The organism is Bradyrhizobium sp. BR 1432, assembly GCF_051547705.1.
In the GTDB taxonomy this organism is placed as follows: Bacteria; Pseudomonadota; Alphaproteobacteria; order Rhizobiales; family Xanthobacteraceae; genus Bradyrhizobium; species Bradyrhizobium zhanjiangense.
Genome location: NZ_JBPUGF010000003.1, coordinates 7,324,093 through 7,341,583, shown reverse-complemented (window position 1 = coordinate 7,341,583; position 17,491 = coordinate 7,324,093). Strand labels below are relative to the sequence as shown.

The window sequence follows — 17,491 nt, the reverse complement described above, 5'->3', positions numbered from 1 at the left end:
GTCTTCTCGCAATGTTCCGTCGTCTCGAAGGCCCGCAGACCGCTGGTCGCGGTCCGGCCTTCTGGGGCCTGTTCGCACTTGTGCTCGCCGTCGCACTCGCTTATCCGCTGTTCAGCGACGGCTACACGGTCGGCAACACCGTCTATTTCTTCGTCTGGGTGTTCATCGCGCTCAGCCTGTGCCTGATCTGGGGCTATGGCGGCTCGCTCTCCTTCGGCCAGACGGCCTTTTTCGGGATTGCGGGCTATGGCTACGGCATCCTCACCATCAATTTCGGCTCGGCCTACGGCTTCACGCTGGTGGCGCTGGTCGCGGCGGTGGCGATCGCCGCGCTGTTCGCGGTCCTGCTCGGCTACTTCATGTTCTTCGGCCGCATCGCCGGCGTCTTCCTCGGCATCGTCACGCTCGCCGTCACCTTGATGCTGGAACGCTTCATGGCACAGACCGCGGGGCCGGAATGGCACATCGGAGCTGCGCGGCTCAACGGCTTCAACGGCATGAGCGCGATGCCACCTCTGACCATCCCCTGGCCGGGCGAGCCCATCGTGCTGTTCGCCGATGTCGGTCTCTACTACCTCGTGCTTGGCCTTCTGGTCTTTGTCTATCTGGCCTTGCGTATCCTGATGAATTCGTCGTTTGGCAACGTCATCGTCGCGATCCGCGAGAACCCTGAAAGGGCCGAGATGCTGGGCTACGACGTGCGCAAGTACCAGCTCATCACCTTCGTCATCGGCGCCGCGCTCGCGGGTCTGTCCGGCGTGCTGTACACGGTGTGGGGACAGTACATCACGCCGTCGAGCATGGGCATGACGGCCGCGGCGCTGCCGCTGATATGGGTCGCAGTCGGCGGCCGCAGCGACCTGACGTCGACCGTGATCGGCACGCTAGTGGTGCTCGCCGCGTTCCAGGCGCTCACGATCTACGGTAGCCAGTACGCGCTGGTCTTCATGGGCGTGCTGCTGGTGCTCACGGTTCTGATCGCCCCGAACGGTCTCGTGCTCGGGGTGATGAACTGGCTCGGCCGCATCGCCACTCGCCTCACGCAGAGGGCCGGCTGATGTCGCTGCTCGAACTGCGCAAGCTGAACAAGCATTTCGGTGGTCTGCACGTCACCAATTCCGTGGATCTCACGCTGCTGGCCGGCGAGATCCATTGCCTGATCGGCCCGAATGGCGCTGGAAAGAGCACGCTATTCCGCCTGATCCTCGGCGAACATCATCCCGGCAGCGGTGACATTCTCTTCGCCGGAGAGAACATCACGTCGCTCAAATCCTTTGCGCGGATTCATCGCGGTCTCTCGGTTAAGTTCCAGGTGCCTGGTGTGTTCAAGGGCCTGTCGGTCCGCCAGAATCTCGAGATCGCCCTGCAGAGCCGGCATCGCGGTGCGGAGCTCGAAGCGGAGATCGGTCGGCTGCTGAGCTTCCTCGGACTGGAGTTGGAGCAAGCGCAGATTGCCGGCAATCTCAGCCATGGTCAGAAGCAATGGCTCGAGATCGGCATGGCGATCAGCCTGAAGCCGCGCCTTCTGCTGCTGGACGAGCCCACCGCCGGCATGTCGCCCGAGGAAACCCACATGACTGGCGAGATGGTGCAGCGGCTCAATGCCGACGGCATGACGGTGCTGGCGATCGAGCACGACATGGCCTTCGTTCGCCAGGTGGCTCAACGCGTTACCGTGCTGCATCTCGGCCAGGTGTTTGCACAAGGCTCGATCGACGAGATCGTGGCCGACGAACGCGTGGCGGCGATCTATCTCGGGCAGGCTCATGCTTGATCAGCCGCGCAAGGAAGTGATCCTGTCGACGCTGGCTCTGCGCGCCGGCTATGGCGGCAAGCCGGTGCTCCAGGGCCTCGAGATCGAGGTGCGCGAAGGCGAGATCGTTGCCGTCATCGGCCGCAACGGCGTCGGCAAGTCCACGCTGATGAAGAGCCTGATCGGGCTCGTGCCGGCGATGAGCGGCTCGATCGTCTATCGCGGCGAGGCCGTCGAATCTCTGCCAGCGCACAAGCGGGCGCGCCTCGGCATGGGCTATGTGCCGCAGGGGCGCGACGTGTTTCCGCGGCTGACCGTCGGCGAGAACGTCGCGGTCGGCGCAGCGATCAGGGGCGGCGGCATTCTCGAAGCGGGCCGGCGCAAGATCGTCGAGGCTTTTCCGATCCTCGAAGAGCGCTGGCATCAGCGCGCCGGCACCATGTCCGGCGGCCAGCAGCAGCAGCTCGCGATCGGCCGGGTACTGATCGCCGATCCCAACCTCGTCCTGCTCGACGAGCCCTCGGAGGGCATCCAGCCCAACATCGTCCAGGACATTGCGCGCAACATGGTCGAGCTCAACCATAGGACCGGGGTGACCATCATCCTGGTCGAGCAGAATCTCGACATGATCCGCGCCATGGCGCAGCGTTGCTACGTCATGGACAAGGGACGCATCGTCGCGAACCTCGATCGCACGGCGCTCGACGATGCGGCCGAGATGCGCCGTCATCTTGCGGTTTGAAGACTAGCCAACGACAGAAGGAGAAAAGCAAATGTCCTGGCAGAAAACTCCATCATGGCCCGCAAGGGCGTCGCCAAGGGCGAGCGCGGCACGACGCACACCATCACGGAGAGCGAGCAGGGCAAGTACCACTATGTCTACGGCCCCTATGTGAAGCCGGTGCTGACCGTCGATCCCGGCGCCGTCGTCTCGGCAGAGACCCATGATGCGTTCGAGGGCGCCATCAAGAAGGAGACCGACAGCCCGTCAAAGATGCTCAACTTCCCGTTCCTCAATCCGCAGAACGGGCCGATCCACGTCAACGGCGCCGAGAAGGGCGATACGCTCGCGGTCTATATCGAGAGCATAGTGCCGCGCGGGCCGCAGCCGCGTGGCACCACGGTGATCATGCCGGAATTCGGTGGCTTGGTCAGTACGGGCAACACGGCGCTGCTCAACCCGGCGCTGCCGGAGCGGGTCAAGAAGCTCGAGATCGACGCCAAGACCGGAACCAAATGGAACGACAAGATCACGCTGCCCTATGAGCCGTTCATCGGCACCATCGGCACCTCGCCGGAGATCGAGGCGATATCTTCGCTGGTCCCGGACTACTACGGCGGCAACATGGATCTTCCCGACGTCGGTGTCGGGGCCATCATCTACCTGCCCGTCAACACCAAGGGGGCCTTGCTCTATCTCGGCGACTGCCATGCGGCGCAGGGCGATGGCGAGCTCTGCGGCGTCGCCATTGAGCATCCGACCGTGACCACGGTTCAGGTCGATCTCATCAAGAACTGGACCATCGCCTGGCCGCGGCTCGAGACCAGGGACTTCATCATGACGATTGGTTCGGCGCGCCCGATGGAAGATGCAGCCCGCATCGCCTATCGCGAGCTCTGCCGCTGGATGGCGGCCGACTACGGCTTCGACGAGATCGACGCCTATATGCTGCTGACCCAGGCCGGCCGTGTCAGGCTCGGCAACATGGTCGATCCCAAATACACGTTGGGCGCCTCCATCAAGAAGTCCTATCTCGGTTGAGGCCGATCGGAATGCCCATCATTCACAAGGTCGCCGCCGTCCAGTTCGAGCCGATCGCGTTCGAGAAGGAACGCAACGTCGCGCGCCTGGTCGAGCTCTGCGAGCAGGCGGCGGCGGCCGGTGCAAGACTTATCGTCACACCGGAAATGGGAACGACGGGTTATTGTTGGTTCGACCGGGCCGAGGTCGCGCCGTTCGTCGAGTTGATCCCCGGACCGACAACAAATCGCTTTGTGGCGCTGGCGCGCAAATATGATTGCTACATGGTCGTCGGCATGCCCGAGGTCGACGAGGACGGCATCTACTTCAACAGCGCCGTCCTGATCGGGCCCGACGGCATCATCGGTCGCCACCGCAAGACCCACCCCTACATTTCTGAGCCGAAATGGGCTGCGGCGGGCGATCTGCATAATCAGGTGTTCGAGACGCCGATCGGACGGATCGCGCTGCTTATCTGCATGGACATTCATTTCGTCGAAACCGCGCGGCTGATGGCGCTGGGCGGCGCGGATGTTATCTGCCACATCTCGAACTGGCTGGCGGAGCGTACGCCGGCGCCTTACTGGATCAGCCGCGCCTTCGAGAACGGCTGCTACGTCATCGAGAGCAATCGATGGGGGCTCGAACGAACGGTGCAGTTCAGTGGCGGGAGCTGCGTGATCGCGCCGGACGGGCATGTGACGGCTGTGCTCGACAAAGGCGACGGGGTGCTGCTGTCGGAGATCGATCTCGACGCCGCACGCGCCCGCCGCGTGCTTGGGGAAGCCGTCTTCGTGCAGCGCCGGCCGGAGCTCTATCCGGAGTTGCTTACCGACACGTTCAGCTGGAATCCGCGCGACTTTTTCGGCCTCTATGGCCACGAGCCCTGGCCGACCGGCAAGGTTTCGCGCGTCAGTGTCGCGCAGTTTGCGCCCGGCGATGACATCAGCCAGAATCATGAGAAAATCTCGGTGCTCACCCGCAAGGCCCGCGCCGAAGGCGCGGAGCTCGTCGTCTTCCCGGAACTCGCCCTGACGGGCCTTGCCGATCCTGCAAGAAGGGCACAACCAATTCCGGGGCCGGCGACCGACAGCCTTGGCAGGCTTGCAGAGGAGCTCGACCTCTATCTTGTCTACGGCCTCGCCGAACGTGACGGCGATCTGGTCTACAACAGCGCTTGCCTCATCACGCCGGATGGGGACATCTCGGTCTATCGCAAGACGCATCTCACCGCCGACGAGCGAAGCTGGGCGACCGCCGGTGACGGCTGGACCGTTGTCGACACGCCAATCGGCCGCATCGGGCTGTTGATCGGTCACGATGCGTCGTTTCCGGAGGTGGGCCGGGTGCTGGCGCTTCGCGGCTGCGATCTCGTCGCGTGTCCTGCCGCGATCAAGGGACGCTTCAGTTCGTCGCATCCCGGCACGCAGGTCGAGCAGCCGAAGCCGATTCCAACCGGCCCGGATCCGCACCACTGGCATCATTTCCGCGTTCGCGCCGGCGAGAATAACTTGTTCTTCGCTTTCGCCAATGTCGTCGATCCAGAACGCGGCTATCCTGGGCTGAGCGGCGTATTCGGCCCTGACACGTTCGCATTCCCGCGGCAGGAGGCGATCGCGGCCGGCGGCACGGGGCTTGCTACGGCGCTGGTCGACACCACCAATCTCGACAGCGTCTATCCGACGAATGTCGTGCGGCGAAAGGATCTGGTGTCGATGCGCATGCCGCACAGCTATCGCGGATTGGTCAAAGTGGCTGCGATCAATTACTGAACCAAGAAACCAAGAAAAGGAAGCCGACCATGGATTTGGGACTGAAGGGCGCCAAGGTTCTCGTCACCGGAAGTACCAAGGGGATTGGCCGCGCGATCGCCGAGACATTCGCCGCCGAGGGCGCCGATGTCGGTGTGTGCTCGCGCAATCTGGCCGAGGTCGAAAGCACGGTGGCTGCGCTCAAGGCCAAGGGCGTCGCAGCCTATGGTGGTGCGGTCGACGTCGCCGACGCGGCCGTCCTGAATGCCTGGGTCGGCGATATGGCGGCAAGGCTTGGCGGCATCGACGTCGTCGTCGCCAATGTCAGCGCACTCGCGATCGGACAGGACGACGAAAGTTGGCAAAAGGAGTTCTCGACAGACATGATGGGCACGGTGCGGCTGGTGAACGGGGCCATGCCGTATCTGGAGAAGAGCAAGGCCGGCGCGATCGTCACCATCTCCAGCGTCTCCGGGCGCGAGGTCGATTTCGCGGCTGGTCCCTACGGCACATTCAAGGCGGCGATCATCCATTACACGCAAGGGCTCGCCAATCAGCTCGCGGCGAAGGGCATCCGCGCCAATTCGGTCTCGCCTGGCAACACCTATTTCGAGGGTGGGGTCTGGAACATGATCAAGGACAACAATCCCGAGCTCTACAAGACCGCATTAGCCCTCAACCCGATGGGGCGGATGGGAACGCCGCAGGAAATGGCTAACGCCGTGGTGTTTCTCGCCAGCCGCGCGGCGAGCTTCATCACGGGCACAAATCTTGTCGTCGACGGTGCACTCACGCGTGGGGTGCAGTTGTAGCAAAACGTATTGGCGTTTGCCTTGCATTCGACCTCGCTAGCTCAAACTGGCCCATGATGGATCGGAGCGAAGTCATCGCGTACCGCCGAGATCCCTGTCGCACTTGAGGCCTGCAGCGTGCTTTGTCTTGCAGCCGAAGATTCGAAGGCGCGATTGTCGAGATGACCTGTTTGGGGGCCTATTTGCCGGAGCGAGTAAGCGGCTTTCGTCGCGTTTGCATTGGGCGCCGAGGTGTCGAAATCCGGTTCGTCGCAAACCGACACTGCCCTTTGGATCGTCGTTCCAACATGATGGGTTCAACGCGCAGCAATTGGTTATCGACGGCAGGCGGTTATGTGCACGTCCGGCGGCTATACTATTGTCGCGGAAATAGTATAACCGGGGTGAGTGCATAGAGGATTCTATAACCAATTGAAATCGCAAAACTATCGCTTTTCCGTGGCGCCTATGATGGACTGGACCGAGCGGCATTGCCGGGTGTTCCACCGTCAACTGACGCGGCGGGCGCTGCTTTATACGGAGATGCTGACCACGGGTGCGATTATTCATGGCGATCGGGAGCGGCTGCTTGGGTTCGACGCGTGCGAGCATCCGGTGGCGCTTCAGCTTGGCGGGTCGGATCCGCACGAGCTCGCGCTAGCTGCGCGGATCGGTGAGGCGTTCGGTTATGATGAGATCAATCTCAATGTCGGCTGCCCGTCCGATCGCGTGAAGGATGGCCGGTTCGGCGCCTGCCTCATGGCGGAGCCGGAACTGGTGGCGAGGTGCGTCGACGCCATGAAGTGCGCGGTCGCGGTTCCCGTCACTGTGAAGTGCCGTATCGGGATCGACAACCAGGACCCTGAATTGGCGCTCGATACGCTCTCGCGCGCGGTGGTGGCGTCCGGCTCCGATGCACTGATCGTGCACGCCCGCAAAGCCTGGCTCAACGGCCTGTCGCCGAAGGAGAACCGCGACATCCCGCCGCTCGACTATGATCGCGTCTATCGGCTCAAACGCGCAATGCCTAGTGTGCCCGTCATCATCAATGGCGGCATCCCGGGCATCGACGATGCGAAGGCGCATCTTGCCCATGTCGACGGTGTGATGCTCGGCCGCGCCGCCTATCAGGAGCCGTGGCGGCTGCTCAGCGTCGATACCGACATCTTCGGCGAGGCGGCGCCGCACGCGTCCATGCAGGACGCGCTCGAGGCGATGATGCCCTACATCGAACAGCAGCTCGCGCGCGGCACCCGGCTGCACGCGATCACGCGGCATTTCGTCGGCGCATTCCACGCCGTTCCCGGCGCGCGCGCCTTCCGCCGCCATCTTGCCGAGCAGGGGGTGAAGCCGGGCGCCAGTCTCGACGTGCTGCGCGAGGCGATCGCGCGTATCGGTGCACCTGCGCCAGCGGAGGCGGCGTAGCTCGTCTAGTCGATCGCGATGCGCGAGCGGCGGGGGCCCTTCTGGAGCTCCGGATAACCTGTCAGCATCAGCGTGTCCGCGCGCACGCCCCAGCTTTCCAGGCGGTCGAGGAAGCTCATGCCGAGCAGATTGGTCTTCATCTGGCCACGTTGCACGACCAGGGCCGGCACCGACTTCTCGACCAGCTTGCCGACCGCGAGACGGTCGAGCGTGAGCCGCGCCGCCTTGGTGTGGCCACCCGCGGTCTCCAGGTCGACGTCGTATTCGAGCATCTCGAGCGGCAGTCCGATCGCTTTCGCGGTTTCCCAGGTCAGCACCACGGAGGTCGCACCTGTATCGATCACCATCGGCGCGGTGACGCCGTTGATCTTCGCACGCAGTGCGAACTCGCCACCCTGGCCGCGCGGGATATGCACGGCGGGGGCCGGGGCGGCGGTCTGCGCGCGGAAGATGTGCGAGACCCTGTGGCTGGCGCGCGCGATCTGGTCGGGATCGCCATAGGCGACGACCGCACCTGCGGTGCCGGCGAGCATGATGAGTACAAGCAGGAAGCGGATCATTGCGCGCCTCCAGATGCGCGCGTGCCGATCAGGTACGTTTCGGCGATGCCGCGATCGGTGCGAGTCCTGCCTGATCCATGCGCGCCGGCAACAGCGCCATGACCGTCAGCCGCTCCGCGCTGTCCATGGCGTGCCAGCGCGCGATCTCCGGCAAAGTCCGGCCGCAGCCGAAGCAAAGCTTGGTCTTGGGATCGATCATGCAGACGGCGACGCACGGCGTTTCTTTGCTCATACGGACATTGTGAGGGATCGTCGGGCATGTCTGCAAGCATCTCGTTAAGAGCCCGTGCCTGCGCTCATGATCGGCTTGTGGCGCGGCCGGCGCTTCTCGTCGGGAACGAGCGAACTCTCGGGCTGCAGCGGCGGAGAATCATCCGACAGCGGCGCCAGCGCGCTCATCACGCGCTCCGGCGGGAAGGTGACGATCACCTCGGTGCCGATGCGCAGCTTCGATTTCAGCGTGAACGTGCCGCCATGCAGGTCGATCAGATTCTTGGCGATGGGCAGGCCGAGGCCTGCGCCCTGTTCGGCCGATTTGATCGAGTTGGAGCCCTGGCCGAACGAGGCGAGCACGACCGGGATCTCGTCCTCGGGGATTCCGGAGCCGGAATCCTTCACCGATAGATATTGTCCACCCGAAGCGGTCCATCCCGCCTTGAGCCAGATCTCTCCGCCCTGCGGCGTGAACTTGATCGAGTTGGAGAGCAGGTTGAGCACGACCTGGCGGATCGCGCGCTCGTCGGCCCAGAGCCGCGGCATGGCCTGCTCGAACACTTCGTGGATGGTGATGCCGCGGCTCGAGGCGCGCAGCTTCATCAAATGATGGCAGTCGGCGACGATGCCGACCAACGACACCGCTTCCTCGTTGAGTTCGTAGCGGCCGGCCTCGATCCGCGACAAATCGAGGATCTCGTTGATGAGGTTGAGCAGGTGCACGCCGGAATTATGGATGTCCGCCGAGTACTCCTTGTAGACCGGCACCGCGTGTGCGCCAAAAATCTCGCTCTTCATCACCTCGGAGAAACCGAGGATGGCGTTCAGCGGCGTGCGCAGCTCGTGGCTCATCTGCGCGAGGAAGCGTGACTTGGCGACATTGGCGGATTCGGCGCGGTGACGTGCTTCGTCCGAGATTGCCTTGGCCTGTTCGAGCTCGCCGATCAGTGCGTCCTTCTCGGCGCGTGCCTCGAGCGTGGCGAAGGTCGAGGAGTGCAGGCGGTGGGCCAGCAGGACGAAATAGCCTTCGGCCGCGAGCGCGAGTGCCGCCAGGATGTAATTGTCCAGTGAGCCGGTCATCACGAAGCTCAGGGCCATTGCGACCGCGACCGGCGCGGTGGCGGCAACGGCGGCGATCGGCAGATTGGCGGCCAGCATGCTCGATACCGCGATCACCAGCAGCATCAGGAACATCATCAGTGTTTCCGTGACCATGTCGAGCACGGGGTGGATCAGGATCGCCATCCAGCACAGGCCATAGAGCAGGTCGAGCACGACGAAGCGCGTTCGCCATGCGCGCGTCGCGGCCGGAGAGGTGGCCTCAGTCAGGAACCGCCGGCAGCTGCGGATCATCGCGCTGTGGATGCAGAGCATGCCCGCGGTCCAGGCCGCGGCCGGAATCGGCTGCATCCAGAGCCCGAACAGCACGCCGGTGGCGACCACCAGCAGCATCACGACATAGGAAGCCGACAGCCGCGTCTGCGCATATTGGCGCAGCATCTCGGCGTCGAAGGCCGGCCGGGTTCCGCTGGTCGAGGTTAACTTGTCGCGCGCCTCGCGCACCCGCTGCGCCGCAGCCCTGCGGCTGCTCGCCGATGGAGCGCTCACCGGCTCGGCCGGAAGCTGCACAACCTCGGGCTTTTCAGCGGGGTTACTCATCAAGCAACACGATTCCTGCCCACGCCGGACGCGGGCCTTCTGCATTGTCTATCTCTGGCAAGAAATCCTTAAGAGGTGACTTAAGGAGCTAAAGAATTACGTTAACGGATGATTAAGAAACACCTCTGCCGGAACCGGCAGTGCCGAACGTCCGGTCACGACGGATCAATACAGCAGCGAGTGCTGCGCAATGTAGACCAGTGCACCCGCGAGATATCCCACAAGCGCGGGACCTGCGATCCGGCGGGCGTACCAGAAGAATTCGATCTTCTCGAGCCCCATCGCGGCGACGCCGGCCGCCGAGCCGATGATCAGGATCGAGCCGCCGGTGCCGGCGCAATAGGCGATGAATTCCCAGATGAAGCTGTCCGGCGGGTATTGCACCAGATTGTACATGCCCATCGTCGCCGCGACGAGCGGCACGTTGTCGATGATGGCGCTCAACAGGCCGAGCAGGATGACGATGATGTCGAGACGGCCGACCGTGGTATCGAGCCATTTGGCCAGCAGCTCCAGCACGCGGGCGTGCTCCAGGCAGGCGACGGCCAGGAGAATGCCGACGAAGAACACGATGGAACTCATGTCGATGCGCGTCAGCGCATGGACGAGGGTGAGGGGACGACGCGCATCCTCGTCCTTGTGGCGGTGAACGATCTCGCCGACCAGCCAGAGGATGCCCAGCCCGAACAAGATCCCGATGAAGGGTGCGAGGTGCGTCACGGCCTTGAAAACCGGGACGGCGACCAGTGTGCCGAGGCCGAGATAGAACATCAGATTGCGCTCGAACAGCTCGACCTTGAGAGCCTGCGCTTCTCGTTGCAGCGGCGGGACGATGTCCTTCCCTTTGACGGAGTAGCCAATGATGAGCAGCGGTATCAGCAGGTTGAGCAGAGACGGCAGGAATACCGCTCCCATGATGCTGACAGGCGAGATCTGCCCTCCGATCCAGAGCATCGTCGTCGTGACGTCGCCGATGACGGTCCAGGCGCCGCCCGCATTGGCGGCGATGACGATCAGGGAAGCGAACAGCAGGCGGTCGCTCCTGTTGCCGATCAGCTTCTGAACCAGCGAGACCATCACGATGGTGGTCGTGAGGTTGTCGAGGATCGCGCTCAGGAAGAACGTCACGAAGCCGATGATCCACATCAGCGTGGTCTGCTTCGTGGTGCGGATGACCGAGGTGATGACTTCGAAGCCGTTGTGGGCGTCGATCACCTCGACGATCGTCATGGCGCCAATCAGGAAGAAGACGATCTGCGCCGTCGAGGCGACGGATTCGTCGAGCTGGTGGTTGACGAGCGAGGCGTCGCCGACGGACATCGCGTAGATGGTCCAGAGCAGGCCCGCTCCCAGGAGAGCCGTAGCGCTCTTGTTGATGCCGAGCGGGTGTTCGAGCGCGATGGCAGCATACGCAACGATGAAAACGGCGGCGATCACGCTCAGCAAGTCAGTCCCCCCGAACTTGTTCTTTCAGCTCAATGTGCTCGCCAGACCTCGTCGCGGTGCAGGCCGCGTCGAGGTCTGGGACGGCGCCGTGCCCGGCAGCAAACAGTCAAGATGTTCCTCAGCGTTGCAGACGCGCGAGCAGGCTCGACGTGTCCCAGCGCTTGCCGCCCATTTTCTCCACCTCGGAGTAGAACTGGTCGACCAGTGCGGTCACCGGCAGGTTGGCGCCGTTGCGGCGGGCTTCAGCCAGCGAGATCGAGAGGTCCTTGCGCATCCATTCCACCGCGAAGCCGAAATCGTACTTGTCCTCGTTCATGGTCTTGTAGCGATTCTCCATCTGCCAGGACTGCGCTGCCCCTTTTGAGATGGTCTCGATCACTGCGGCGACGTCGAGGCCACTCTTCTTGGCGAAGTGGATACCTTCGGAAAGACCCTGCACCAGACCGGCGATGCAGATCTGGTTGACCATTTTCGTCAGCTGGCCGGAGCCGGCGGGCCCAAGCAGTTTGCACATCCGCGCATAGGCGCCCGTGATGATCGGCTCGGCACCGGCATAGGCGTCCTGCGCGCCGCCGCACATCACCGTCAGCACGCCGTTCTCGGCGCCGGCCTGGCCGCCGGAGACGGGGGCATCGATGAACTTGAAGCCGGCCTTGGTCGCGGCCGCATCGAGCTCGCGTGCGACTTCGGCCGAAGCGGTGGTGTGGTCGACGAAGGTTGCGCCCTTCTTGACGCCGGCAAACGCGCCGTCGGGTCCGATCGTGACCGCGCGCAGATCGTTGTCGTTGCCGACGCAGCACATCACGAAATCCTGGCCTTCGGCGGCGGCCTTTGGGGTCGGTGCGGTCTTGCCGCCGAACTTGTCTGCCCACTCCTTCGCCTTGGCCGCGGTGCGGTTATAGACGGTGACCTCATGGCCCCCTTTTTTCACGAGGTGTCCGGCCATGGGGAAGCCCATGACACCGAGACCGAGGAAAGCGACTTTTGCCATGTATGGTACCTTGTCCGTAGTTTGGGTTTTACGGTTCTTGCCGGGCGAGCAGGGCGCCTGGTTCCGCCGTGTGGGCGGATTGGGGCGCACCATAAACCCTTGAGGCCAGAGGGCAACGGCTTCGTTTGGCGGTCCCCTGTGCTAGGATGGCGGACCTCAAGGACTTCAAAAAAGGGAGCGAAGGCATGGGCATGGGTTTGGGCGGCGTGAGCGTGGGCGTGCTCGATCATTTCAACATCCGAACCCGGAAACTGGCCGAGACGATCCGCTTCTACGAGGACGTGCTGGGCCTGGAAAATGGCGCCCGGCCGAATTTCGCCTTCCCGGGCGCCTGGATGTACAGCGAGGGGAAACCGGTGGTGCACCTCGTCGATATTCTCCGACCGCCGAGCCACAAAAGCCGGATTCCGGCGTTGTCCACCATGTCGCCTTCGTCAGCCGCGGCTTTGACGGTATGAAGCAGCGGCTGACGTCCAAGGGGATGAAGTTCGAGTCCCGCCAGGTGCCTGGCGGCGAGCTCTGGCAGATCTTCGTCCACGACCCCAACGGGGTGATGATCGAGCTGAATTACGAGGCGGCCAGGGAGCAGGGGGCGGCGCCCGCGGAGATGGCTGACGATATCGGCAGGCAGTAGCCTTTTGGGCGTTTCCGCTCTAATGGGGCATCTTGAAATCAGGAGATGCGCTTTGAGCGTGACGCAGCAACAGGTTCTCGACAGCCTTGGCCGGATCAAGTCGCCGCGCGGGGTCGCGCTCACCAATGCCAACGTGCTGAGCGCGATCAGCGCCTCTGACGGCAAGGTGTTCTTCTCGATCAATGTCGATGCCGCCGAGGCGCGGGCATGGGAGTCCGTCCGGGCCGAAGCGGAAGCCGCCGTCCGTGCCATTCCCGGCGTCACCACCGCGATGGTGGCGCTCACCGCCGAGCGCAAGCCGGGCTCCGCGCCGCCGCCACCCCCGCAGCCGAGCCGTGGCACGCCCGGCGTGCAGCCCGCCCATGCTCATAAGCCGCCGCAGGGTGGCCAATCGCCGATGGCGCGGCAGTCTGAGATCCCCGGCGTCGCCGCCGTGATCGCGGTCGCCTCCGGCAAGGGCGGGGTGGGCAAGTCGACCACCGCGCTCAATCTGGCGCTCGGCCTGCGTGACGTCGGCCTCAAGGTCGGGCTGCTCGACGCCGACATCTACGGCCCCTCGGTGCCGCGGCTGACCGGCCTGCGCGACAAGCCGGAGCTGAACGACGAGCGCAAGATGATTCCGCTCCGGCGCTTCGGCCTCGCCATTATGTCGATCGGCTTTTTGGTGGAGGAGGAGACCGCGATGATTTGGCGCGGTCCCATGGTGATGTCGGCGGTGACGCAGATGCTGCGCGACGTCGAATGGGGCAAGCTCGACGTGCTGGTCGTCGACATGCCGCCGGGCACCGGCGATGCCCAGCTCACGCTGGCGCAGAACGTGCCGTTGAAGGGCGCCGTGATCGTCTCGACCCCGCAGGACCTGTCCCTGATCGACGCAAGACGGGGGCTTGCCATGTTCAAGAAGGTCAACGTGCCCGTGCTCGGCATCGTCGAGAACATGAGCTACTTCCAGTGCCCACATTGCGGCACCAAGTCGGACATTTTCGGACATGGCGGGGCGCGGCACGAGGCCGAGAAGCTTGGAGTCCCGTTCCTGGGCGAGATCCCGCTGCACATGGCGATTCGCGCCACCTCGGATGCCGGCAATCCCGTGGTCGACAGCGAGCCGGACGGACCTCATGCGGCGATCTACCGCGCCATTGCAGGCCAGGTCCGGGACCAGCTCAAGGGTGTCATCGCCGCGGCCTGAACCGGCCGCCGCGGCAAGCTCCGGGGACATGCGACTTTCGTAGAGCCCCGTCATGCCATTGTCGCGTTCCGAAACTGGGCGGTCCGTGTTAAAGGCCCACGGCAGTCAAGCCCCTTCGGTTCGACGCGGCCTTCACGCGTCGCCGGAATGAGCGGCAGCAAAAGAGAAGTTGAGGGGAAACGCCCCAGCAAGGAGAGAGATGAAGATGAAGCGTCGTGATTTTCTCAAAGTGTCGGCAGCAGGCGCGGCGGCGACCGCAGTGGCCTCGCCGGCAATCGCGCAGTCCTCGCCGGAGGTGAAGTGGCGCCTGACTTCGAGCTTCCCGAAGTCGCTCGACACCATCTATGGCGGCGCCGAGCAGGTGGCGAAATACGTCGCCGAGATGACTGACAACAAGTTCCAGATCCAGGTGTTCGCCGCCGGTGAAATCGTCCCCGGCCTGCAGGCGCTGGATGCGACTTCGAGCGGCACGGTCGAGATGTGCCACACCGTGTCCTACTACTATGTCGGCAAGGACCCGACCTTCGCGATCTTCGCCTCGGTGCCGTTCGGCCTCAACGCGCGCCAGCAGAATTCGTGGCTCTATCAGGGCGGCGGCAACGAGCTCGCCAACGAGTTCTTCAAGAAGTCGAACGTAATCGGCTTCCCCTGCGGCAACACCGGCACCCAGATGGGCGGCTGGTTCCGCAAGGAGATCAAGACCGTTGCCGACCTCTCCGGCCTGAAGATGCGCATCGGCGGCATTGCCGGCCAGGTGCTCCAGAAGGTCGGCGTGGTGCCGCAGCAGCTCGCCGGCGGCGATATCTATCCGGCGCTGGAGAAGGGCACCATCGACGCGGCCGAGTGGGTCGGTCCCTACGATGACGAGAAGCTCGGCTTCGCCAAGGTCGCCAAGTACTACTATTATCCGGGCTTCTGGGAAGGCGGTCCGACCGTCCACGCCTTCGCCAATCTGGAAAAGTGGAATGCGCTGCCGAAGAACTATCAGGCGATCCTCACCAACGCGACGGCCAACGCCAACAGCTGGATGGCCGCGCGTTACGACATGCAGAACCCGGCGGCGCTGAAGCGTCTGGTCGCCGGCGGCACCCAGCTTCGTCCCTTCACCAATGAGGTTCTGGAAGCCTGCCTCAAGGCGACCAACGAGCTGTGGGCTGAGATCTCGGGCAAGAACGCCGACTTCAAGAAGTCGATCGACGCCATGCAGGCCTACCGCTCCGACGAATATCTGTGGTGGCAGGTCGCCGAGTATACCTACGACAGCTTCATGATCCGCTCGCGCACCCGCGGCTGATCTACGGCTTAAGTCGTAAGACGAGTAGCCCGGCCTCCTCAAGGAGGCCGGGCTTTTTCTTTGCCGCAGTGCGATCGGGATGGCATTCGGCGGAGCGATGATCCATGCTGTCCTCAAGCCTCGGCAAGAAGGCCCAACAAGCAGATCCAAGAGGGTAGGAAATCATGAAGAGAAGAGACTTCATCAAGGTCACGGGACTTGGTGCGGCCGGCGCCGCCACGCTCGCGGCGCCCGCGATCGCGCAGTCGATGCCGGAAATCAAATGGCGCATGCCGACGAGCTGGCCGAAATCGCTCGATACGCTGTTCGGCGGCGCCGAGATGATGTGCAAGATGGTCGCGGAAGCGACCGACAACAAATTCCAGATCCAGATCTTCGCCGCCGGCGAGATCGTGCCGGGTCTCCAGGTGCTCGACGCCGTGCAGAACGGCACCTGCGAGATCGGCCACACCGCGTCCTACTACTATTTCGGCAAGGACCCGACCTTCACCTTCGGCTCGGCCGTGCCGTTCGGTCCCAACATGCGCATCAACCAGGCCTGGTACATGCTGGGCGGCGGGCGCGACGTGCTCAACGAATTCTACAAGGGCTACAACGTCGTCTCGCTGCTCGCGGGCAACACCGGCTGCCAGATGGGCGGCTGGTTCAGGAAGGAGGTCAACACGCCCGACGACATGAAGGGCATGAAATTCCGCATTGGCGGCTTTGCCGGCCGCGTGCTCCAGAAGCTCGGCGTGGTGCCGCAGCAGCTCGCCGGCGGCGATATCTATCCGGCGCTGGAGAAGGGCACCATCGACGCCGCCGAATGGGTCGGCCCCTATGACGACGAGAAGCTCGGCTTCTACAAGATCGCGCCGCACTACTACTATCCCGGTTGGTGGGAAGGCGGACCGATGCTGCTGGCCTTCGTCAACCTCGACAAGTGGAACGCGCTGCCGAAATATTACCAGAGCGTGCTGGAGCAGGCCGGCCACTACGCCAACAACTACATGATGGCGCGCTACGACAACGCCAATCCGCTGGCGCTGAAGAAGCTGCTTGCGAGCGGCACCAAGCTGCACGCCTTCTCGCCGTCGATCATGGATGCCTGCCACAAGGCCGCCAAGGAGCTGCATGCCGAAGTCGGCGCGACCAACGCCAGCTTCAAGAAGGTGCACGATTCCCTCGCCAAGTTCACGAGCGACGGCTACGCCTGGTTCCAGGTCGCCGAGGTCGGCTACGACATCTTCATGGCGCGGCGCTCGCAGAGCTGATCACGCCACTTGCTGCCTGCAACGCCCCGGAGCGAAGGCTCCGGGGCGTTGTCGTGTCCGCGTTTGGAGAGTGCCAGACTCAAAATATGCAAAAACAACCCCATGCACAGTAGACGAGGGGTCACGGCGGTACGTCCTGTCGATGCTGCCAACAGACTGATGCGTCGACGTAAATCTGCGGGATGCTACGATCCTCGTGCAGCCGCGGCCCGCGCTGCGTTTTGAGAGCGAAAGTGGGGTAGGGACCGCCGAGCGGCGGATTCGTTTCGGCATCTCCCGATGCTGCTAGTTGCGAAGCCGCTTGACTCGTCGGGCAACACAGTGGCAAAAAGCCATCATCGAAAAATCCGAAAATCCTGTCGCGGTGCCGATCCTTGGCCCATCCTTGGCCGATCCTTGGGAGTGACCATGGACTTCGATCCCGATGAGGTCCAAGGCGCACTGCGCAAGGCATGGTCATTGTCGACGGCCAGCCAATGGACCGCGGATAATCCGGCGGCGGGGCAATGCAACGTCACCGCGCTGCTCATTCATGACCTCTTTGGCGGCGAGTTGCTGAAGACGCCTCTGCCGCAAGGCGATCATTTTTACAACCGGATCGAGGGGCGGCGGTACGACTTCACGGCGTGTCAGTTCGATCAGCCGATCGCGTACATGGACGTGCCTGCGAATAGAGCCGACGCAGAGTTGGGGGCAACGAACGGCCAACTGGCTGAGCTTAGAGCGGCGTTCGAATGTCACATCGGAGATTGGCGGCCGCTGGAGCCGCAATAATCGTCGTTTCGCTTCAC

At 63.5% G+C, this 17,491-nt stretch carries 15 protein-coding genes and 2 pseudogenes; 12 read left to right on the top strand and 5 right to left on the bottom strand.

What is annotated here, in order from left to right:
- The first annotated feature begins 11 nt into the window (after positions 1-11).
- The 7 genes and pseudogenes from ACSKB8_RS35750 to dusA all read left to right on the top strand — a co-directional run bounded on the left by ACSKB8_RS35750 (position 12) and on the right by dusA (position 7,461).
- Positions 12-1,058 carry a branched-chain amino acid ABC transporter permease gene (locus ACSKB8_RS35750; protein WP_438110800.1) on the top strand — a complete coding sequence of 349 codons (1,047 nt, stop codon included), beginning with the start codon at positions 12-14 and terminating at the stop codon, positions 1,056-1,058.
- Positions 1,058-1,774, top strand: coding sequence for an ABC transporter ATP-binding protein (locus ACSKB8_RS35745; protein ID WP_438109211.1), 717 nt, complete (start codon positions 1,058-1,060; stop codon positions 1,772-1,774). Before ACSKB8_RS35750 ends, ACSKB8_RS35745 begins: the two co-directional genes overlap by 1 nt.
- Positions 1,767-2,495 carry an ABC transporter ATP-binding protein gene (locus tag ACSKB8_RS35740; RefSeq protein ID WP_438109209.1) on the top strand — a complete coding sequence of 243 codons (729 nt, stop codon included), beginning with the start codon at positions 1,767-1,769 and terminating at the stop codon, positions 2,493-2,495. Before ACSKB8_RS35745 ends, ACSKB8_RS35740 begins: the two co-directional genes overlap by 8 nt.
- 31 nt (positions 2,496-2,526) lie before the next feature.
- A pseudogene (locus ACSKB8_RS35735) lies at positions 2,527-3,515 on the top strand (acetamidase/formamidase family protein).
- A gap of 11 nt (positions 3,516-3,526) precedes the next feature.
- Positions 3,527-5,266, top strand: a complete 1,740-nt coding sequence (locus ACSKB8_RS35730; protein WP_438109207.1) for a nitrilase-related carbon-nitrogen hydrolase — start codon at positions 3,527-3,529, stop codon at positions 5,264-5,266.
- Positions 5,267-5,295: 29 nt separating this feature from the next.
- Positions 5,296-6,057 carry an SDR family NAD(P)-dependent oxidoreductase gene (locus tag ACSKB8_RS35725; protein WP_438109205.1) on the top strand — a complete coding sequence of 254 codons (762 nt, stop codon included), beginning with the start codon at positions 5,296-5,298 and terminating at the stop codon, positions 6,055-6,057.
- Between the two features lie 411 nt (positions 6,058-6,468).
- Positions 6,469-7,461, top strand: a complete 993-nt coding sequence (gene dusA / locus ACSKB8_RS35720; RefSeq protein ID WP_438109204.1) for a tRNA dihydrouridine(20/20a) synthase DusA — start codon at positions 6,469-6,471, stop codon at positions 7,459-7,461.
- 5 nt (positions 7,462-7,466) lie between these two features.
- On the opposite strand, the gene ACSKB8_RS35715 is transcribed toward dusA, so the two are convergent.
- From ACSKB8_RS35715 to ACSKB8_RS35695, 5 genes are all read right to left on the bottom strand, one after another.
- Positions 7,467-8,021 carry a TIGR02281 family clan AA aspartic protease gene (locus ACSKB8_RS35715; RefSeq protein ID WP_128934512.1) on the bottom strand — a complete coding sequence of 185 codons (555 nt, stop codon included), beginning with the start codon at positions 8,019-8,021 and terminating at the stop codon, positions 7,467-7,469.
- 28 nt (positions 8,022-8,049) lie between these two features.
- Complete coding sequence (locus ACSKB8_RS35710) at positions 8,050-8,253, bottom strand: DUF1289 domain-containing protein (RefSeq protein WP_128934511.1); 204 nt, start codon at positions 8,251-8,253, stop codon at positions 8,050-8,052.
- A gap of 44 nt (positions 8,254-8,297) precedes the next feature.
- A complete protein-coding gene (locus ACSKB8_RS35705; protein WP_438109201.1) occupies positions 8,298-9,893 on the bottom strand; it encodes a sensor histidine kinase in 1,596 nt (531 codons plus the stop codon).
- Between the two features lie 165 nt (positions 9,894-10,058).
- Complete coding sequence (nhaD, locus tag ACSKB8_RS35700; protein WP_370986684.1) at positions 10,059-11,339, bottom strand: sodium:proton antiporter NhaD; 1,281 nt, start codon at positions 11,337-11,339, stop codon at positions 10,059-10,061.
- A gap of 118 nt (positions 11,340-11,457) precedes the next feature.
- On the bottom strand, positions 11,458-12,330 hold the full coding sequence (locus tag ACSKB8_RS35695; protein WP_130213866.1) for an NAD(P)-dependent oxidoreductase: 873 nt from the start codon (positions 12,328-12,330) through the stop codon (positions 11,458-11,460).
- Between the two features lie 197 nt (positions 12,331-12,527).
- On the opposite strand from ACSKB8_RS35695, the pseudogene ACSKB8_RS35690 reads away from it, so the two are divergent.
- The 5 genes and pseudogenes from ACSKB8_RS35690 (at position 12,528) to ACSKB8_RS35670 (ending at position 17,474) form a co-directional block, all read left to right on the top strand.
- Positions 12,528-12,964: pseudogene (locus ACSKB8_RS35690) on the top strand (VOC family protein).
- A 52-nt stretch (positions 12,965-13,016) separates the two neighbouring features.
- Positions 13,017-14,153, top strand: a complete 1,137-nt coding sequence (locus tag ACSKB8_RS35685; RefSeq protein ID WP_438109199.1) for a P-loop NTPase — start codon at positions 13,017-13,019, stop codon at positions 14,151-14,153.
- Between the two features lie 205 nt (positions 14,154-14,358).
- Positions 14,359-15,447 carry a TRAP transporter substrate-binding protein gene (locus ACSKB8_RS35680; RefSeq protein ID WP_091888831.1) on the top strand — a complete coding sequence of 363 codons (1,089 nt, stop codon included), beginning with the start codon at positions 14,359-14,361 and terminating at the stop codon, positions 15,445-15,447.
- A gap of 164 nt (positions 15,448-15,611) precedes the next feature.
- A complete protein-coding gene (locus ACSKB8_RS35675; protein ID WP_128934506.1) occupies positions 15,612-16,700 on the top strand; it encodes a TRAP transporter substrate-binding protein in 1,089 nt (362 codons plus the stop codon).
- Between the two features lie 408 nt (positions 16,701-17,108).
- On the top strand, positions 17,109-17,474 hold the full coding sequence (locus tag ACSKB8_RS35670; protein ID WP_438109197.1) for a YunG family protein: 366 nt from the start codon (positions 17,109-17,111) through the stop codon (positions 17,472-17,474).
- The last annotated feature ends 17 nt before the right edge of the window (positions 17,475-17,491 follow it).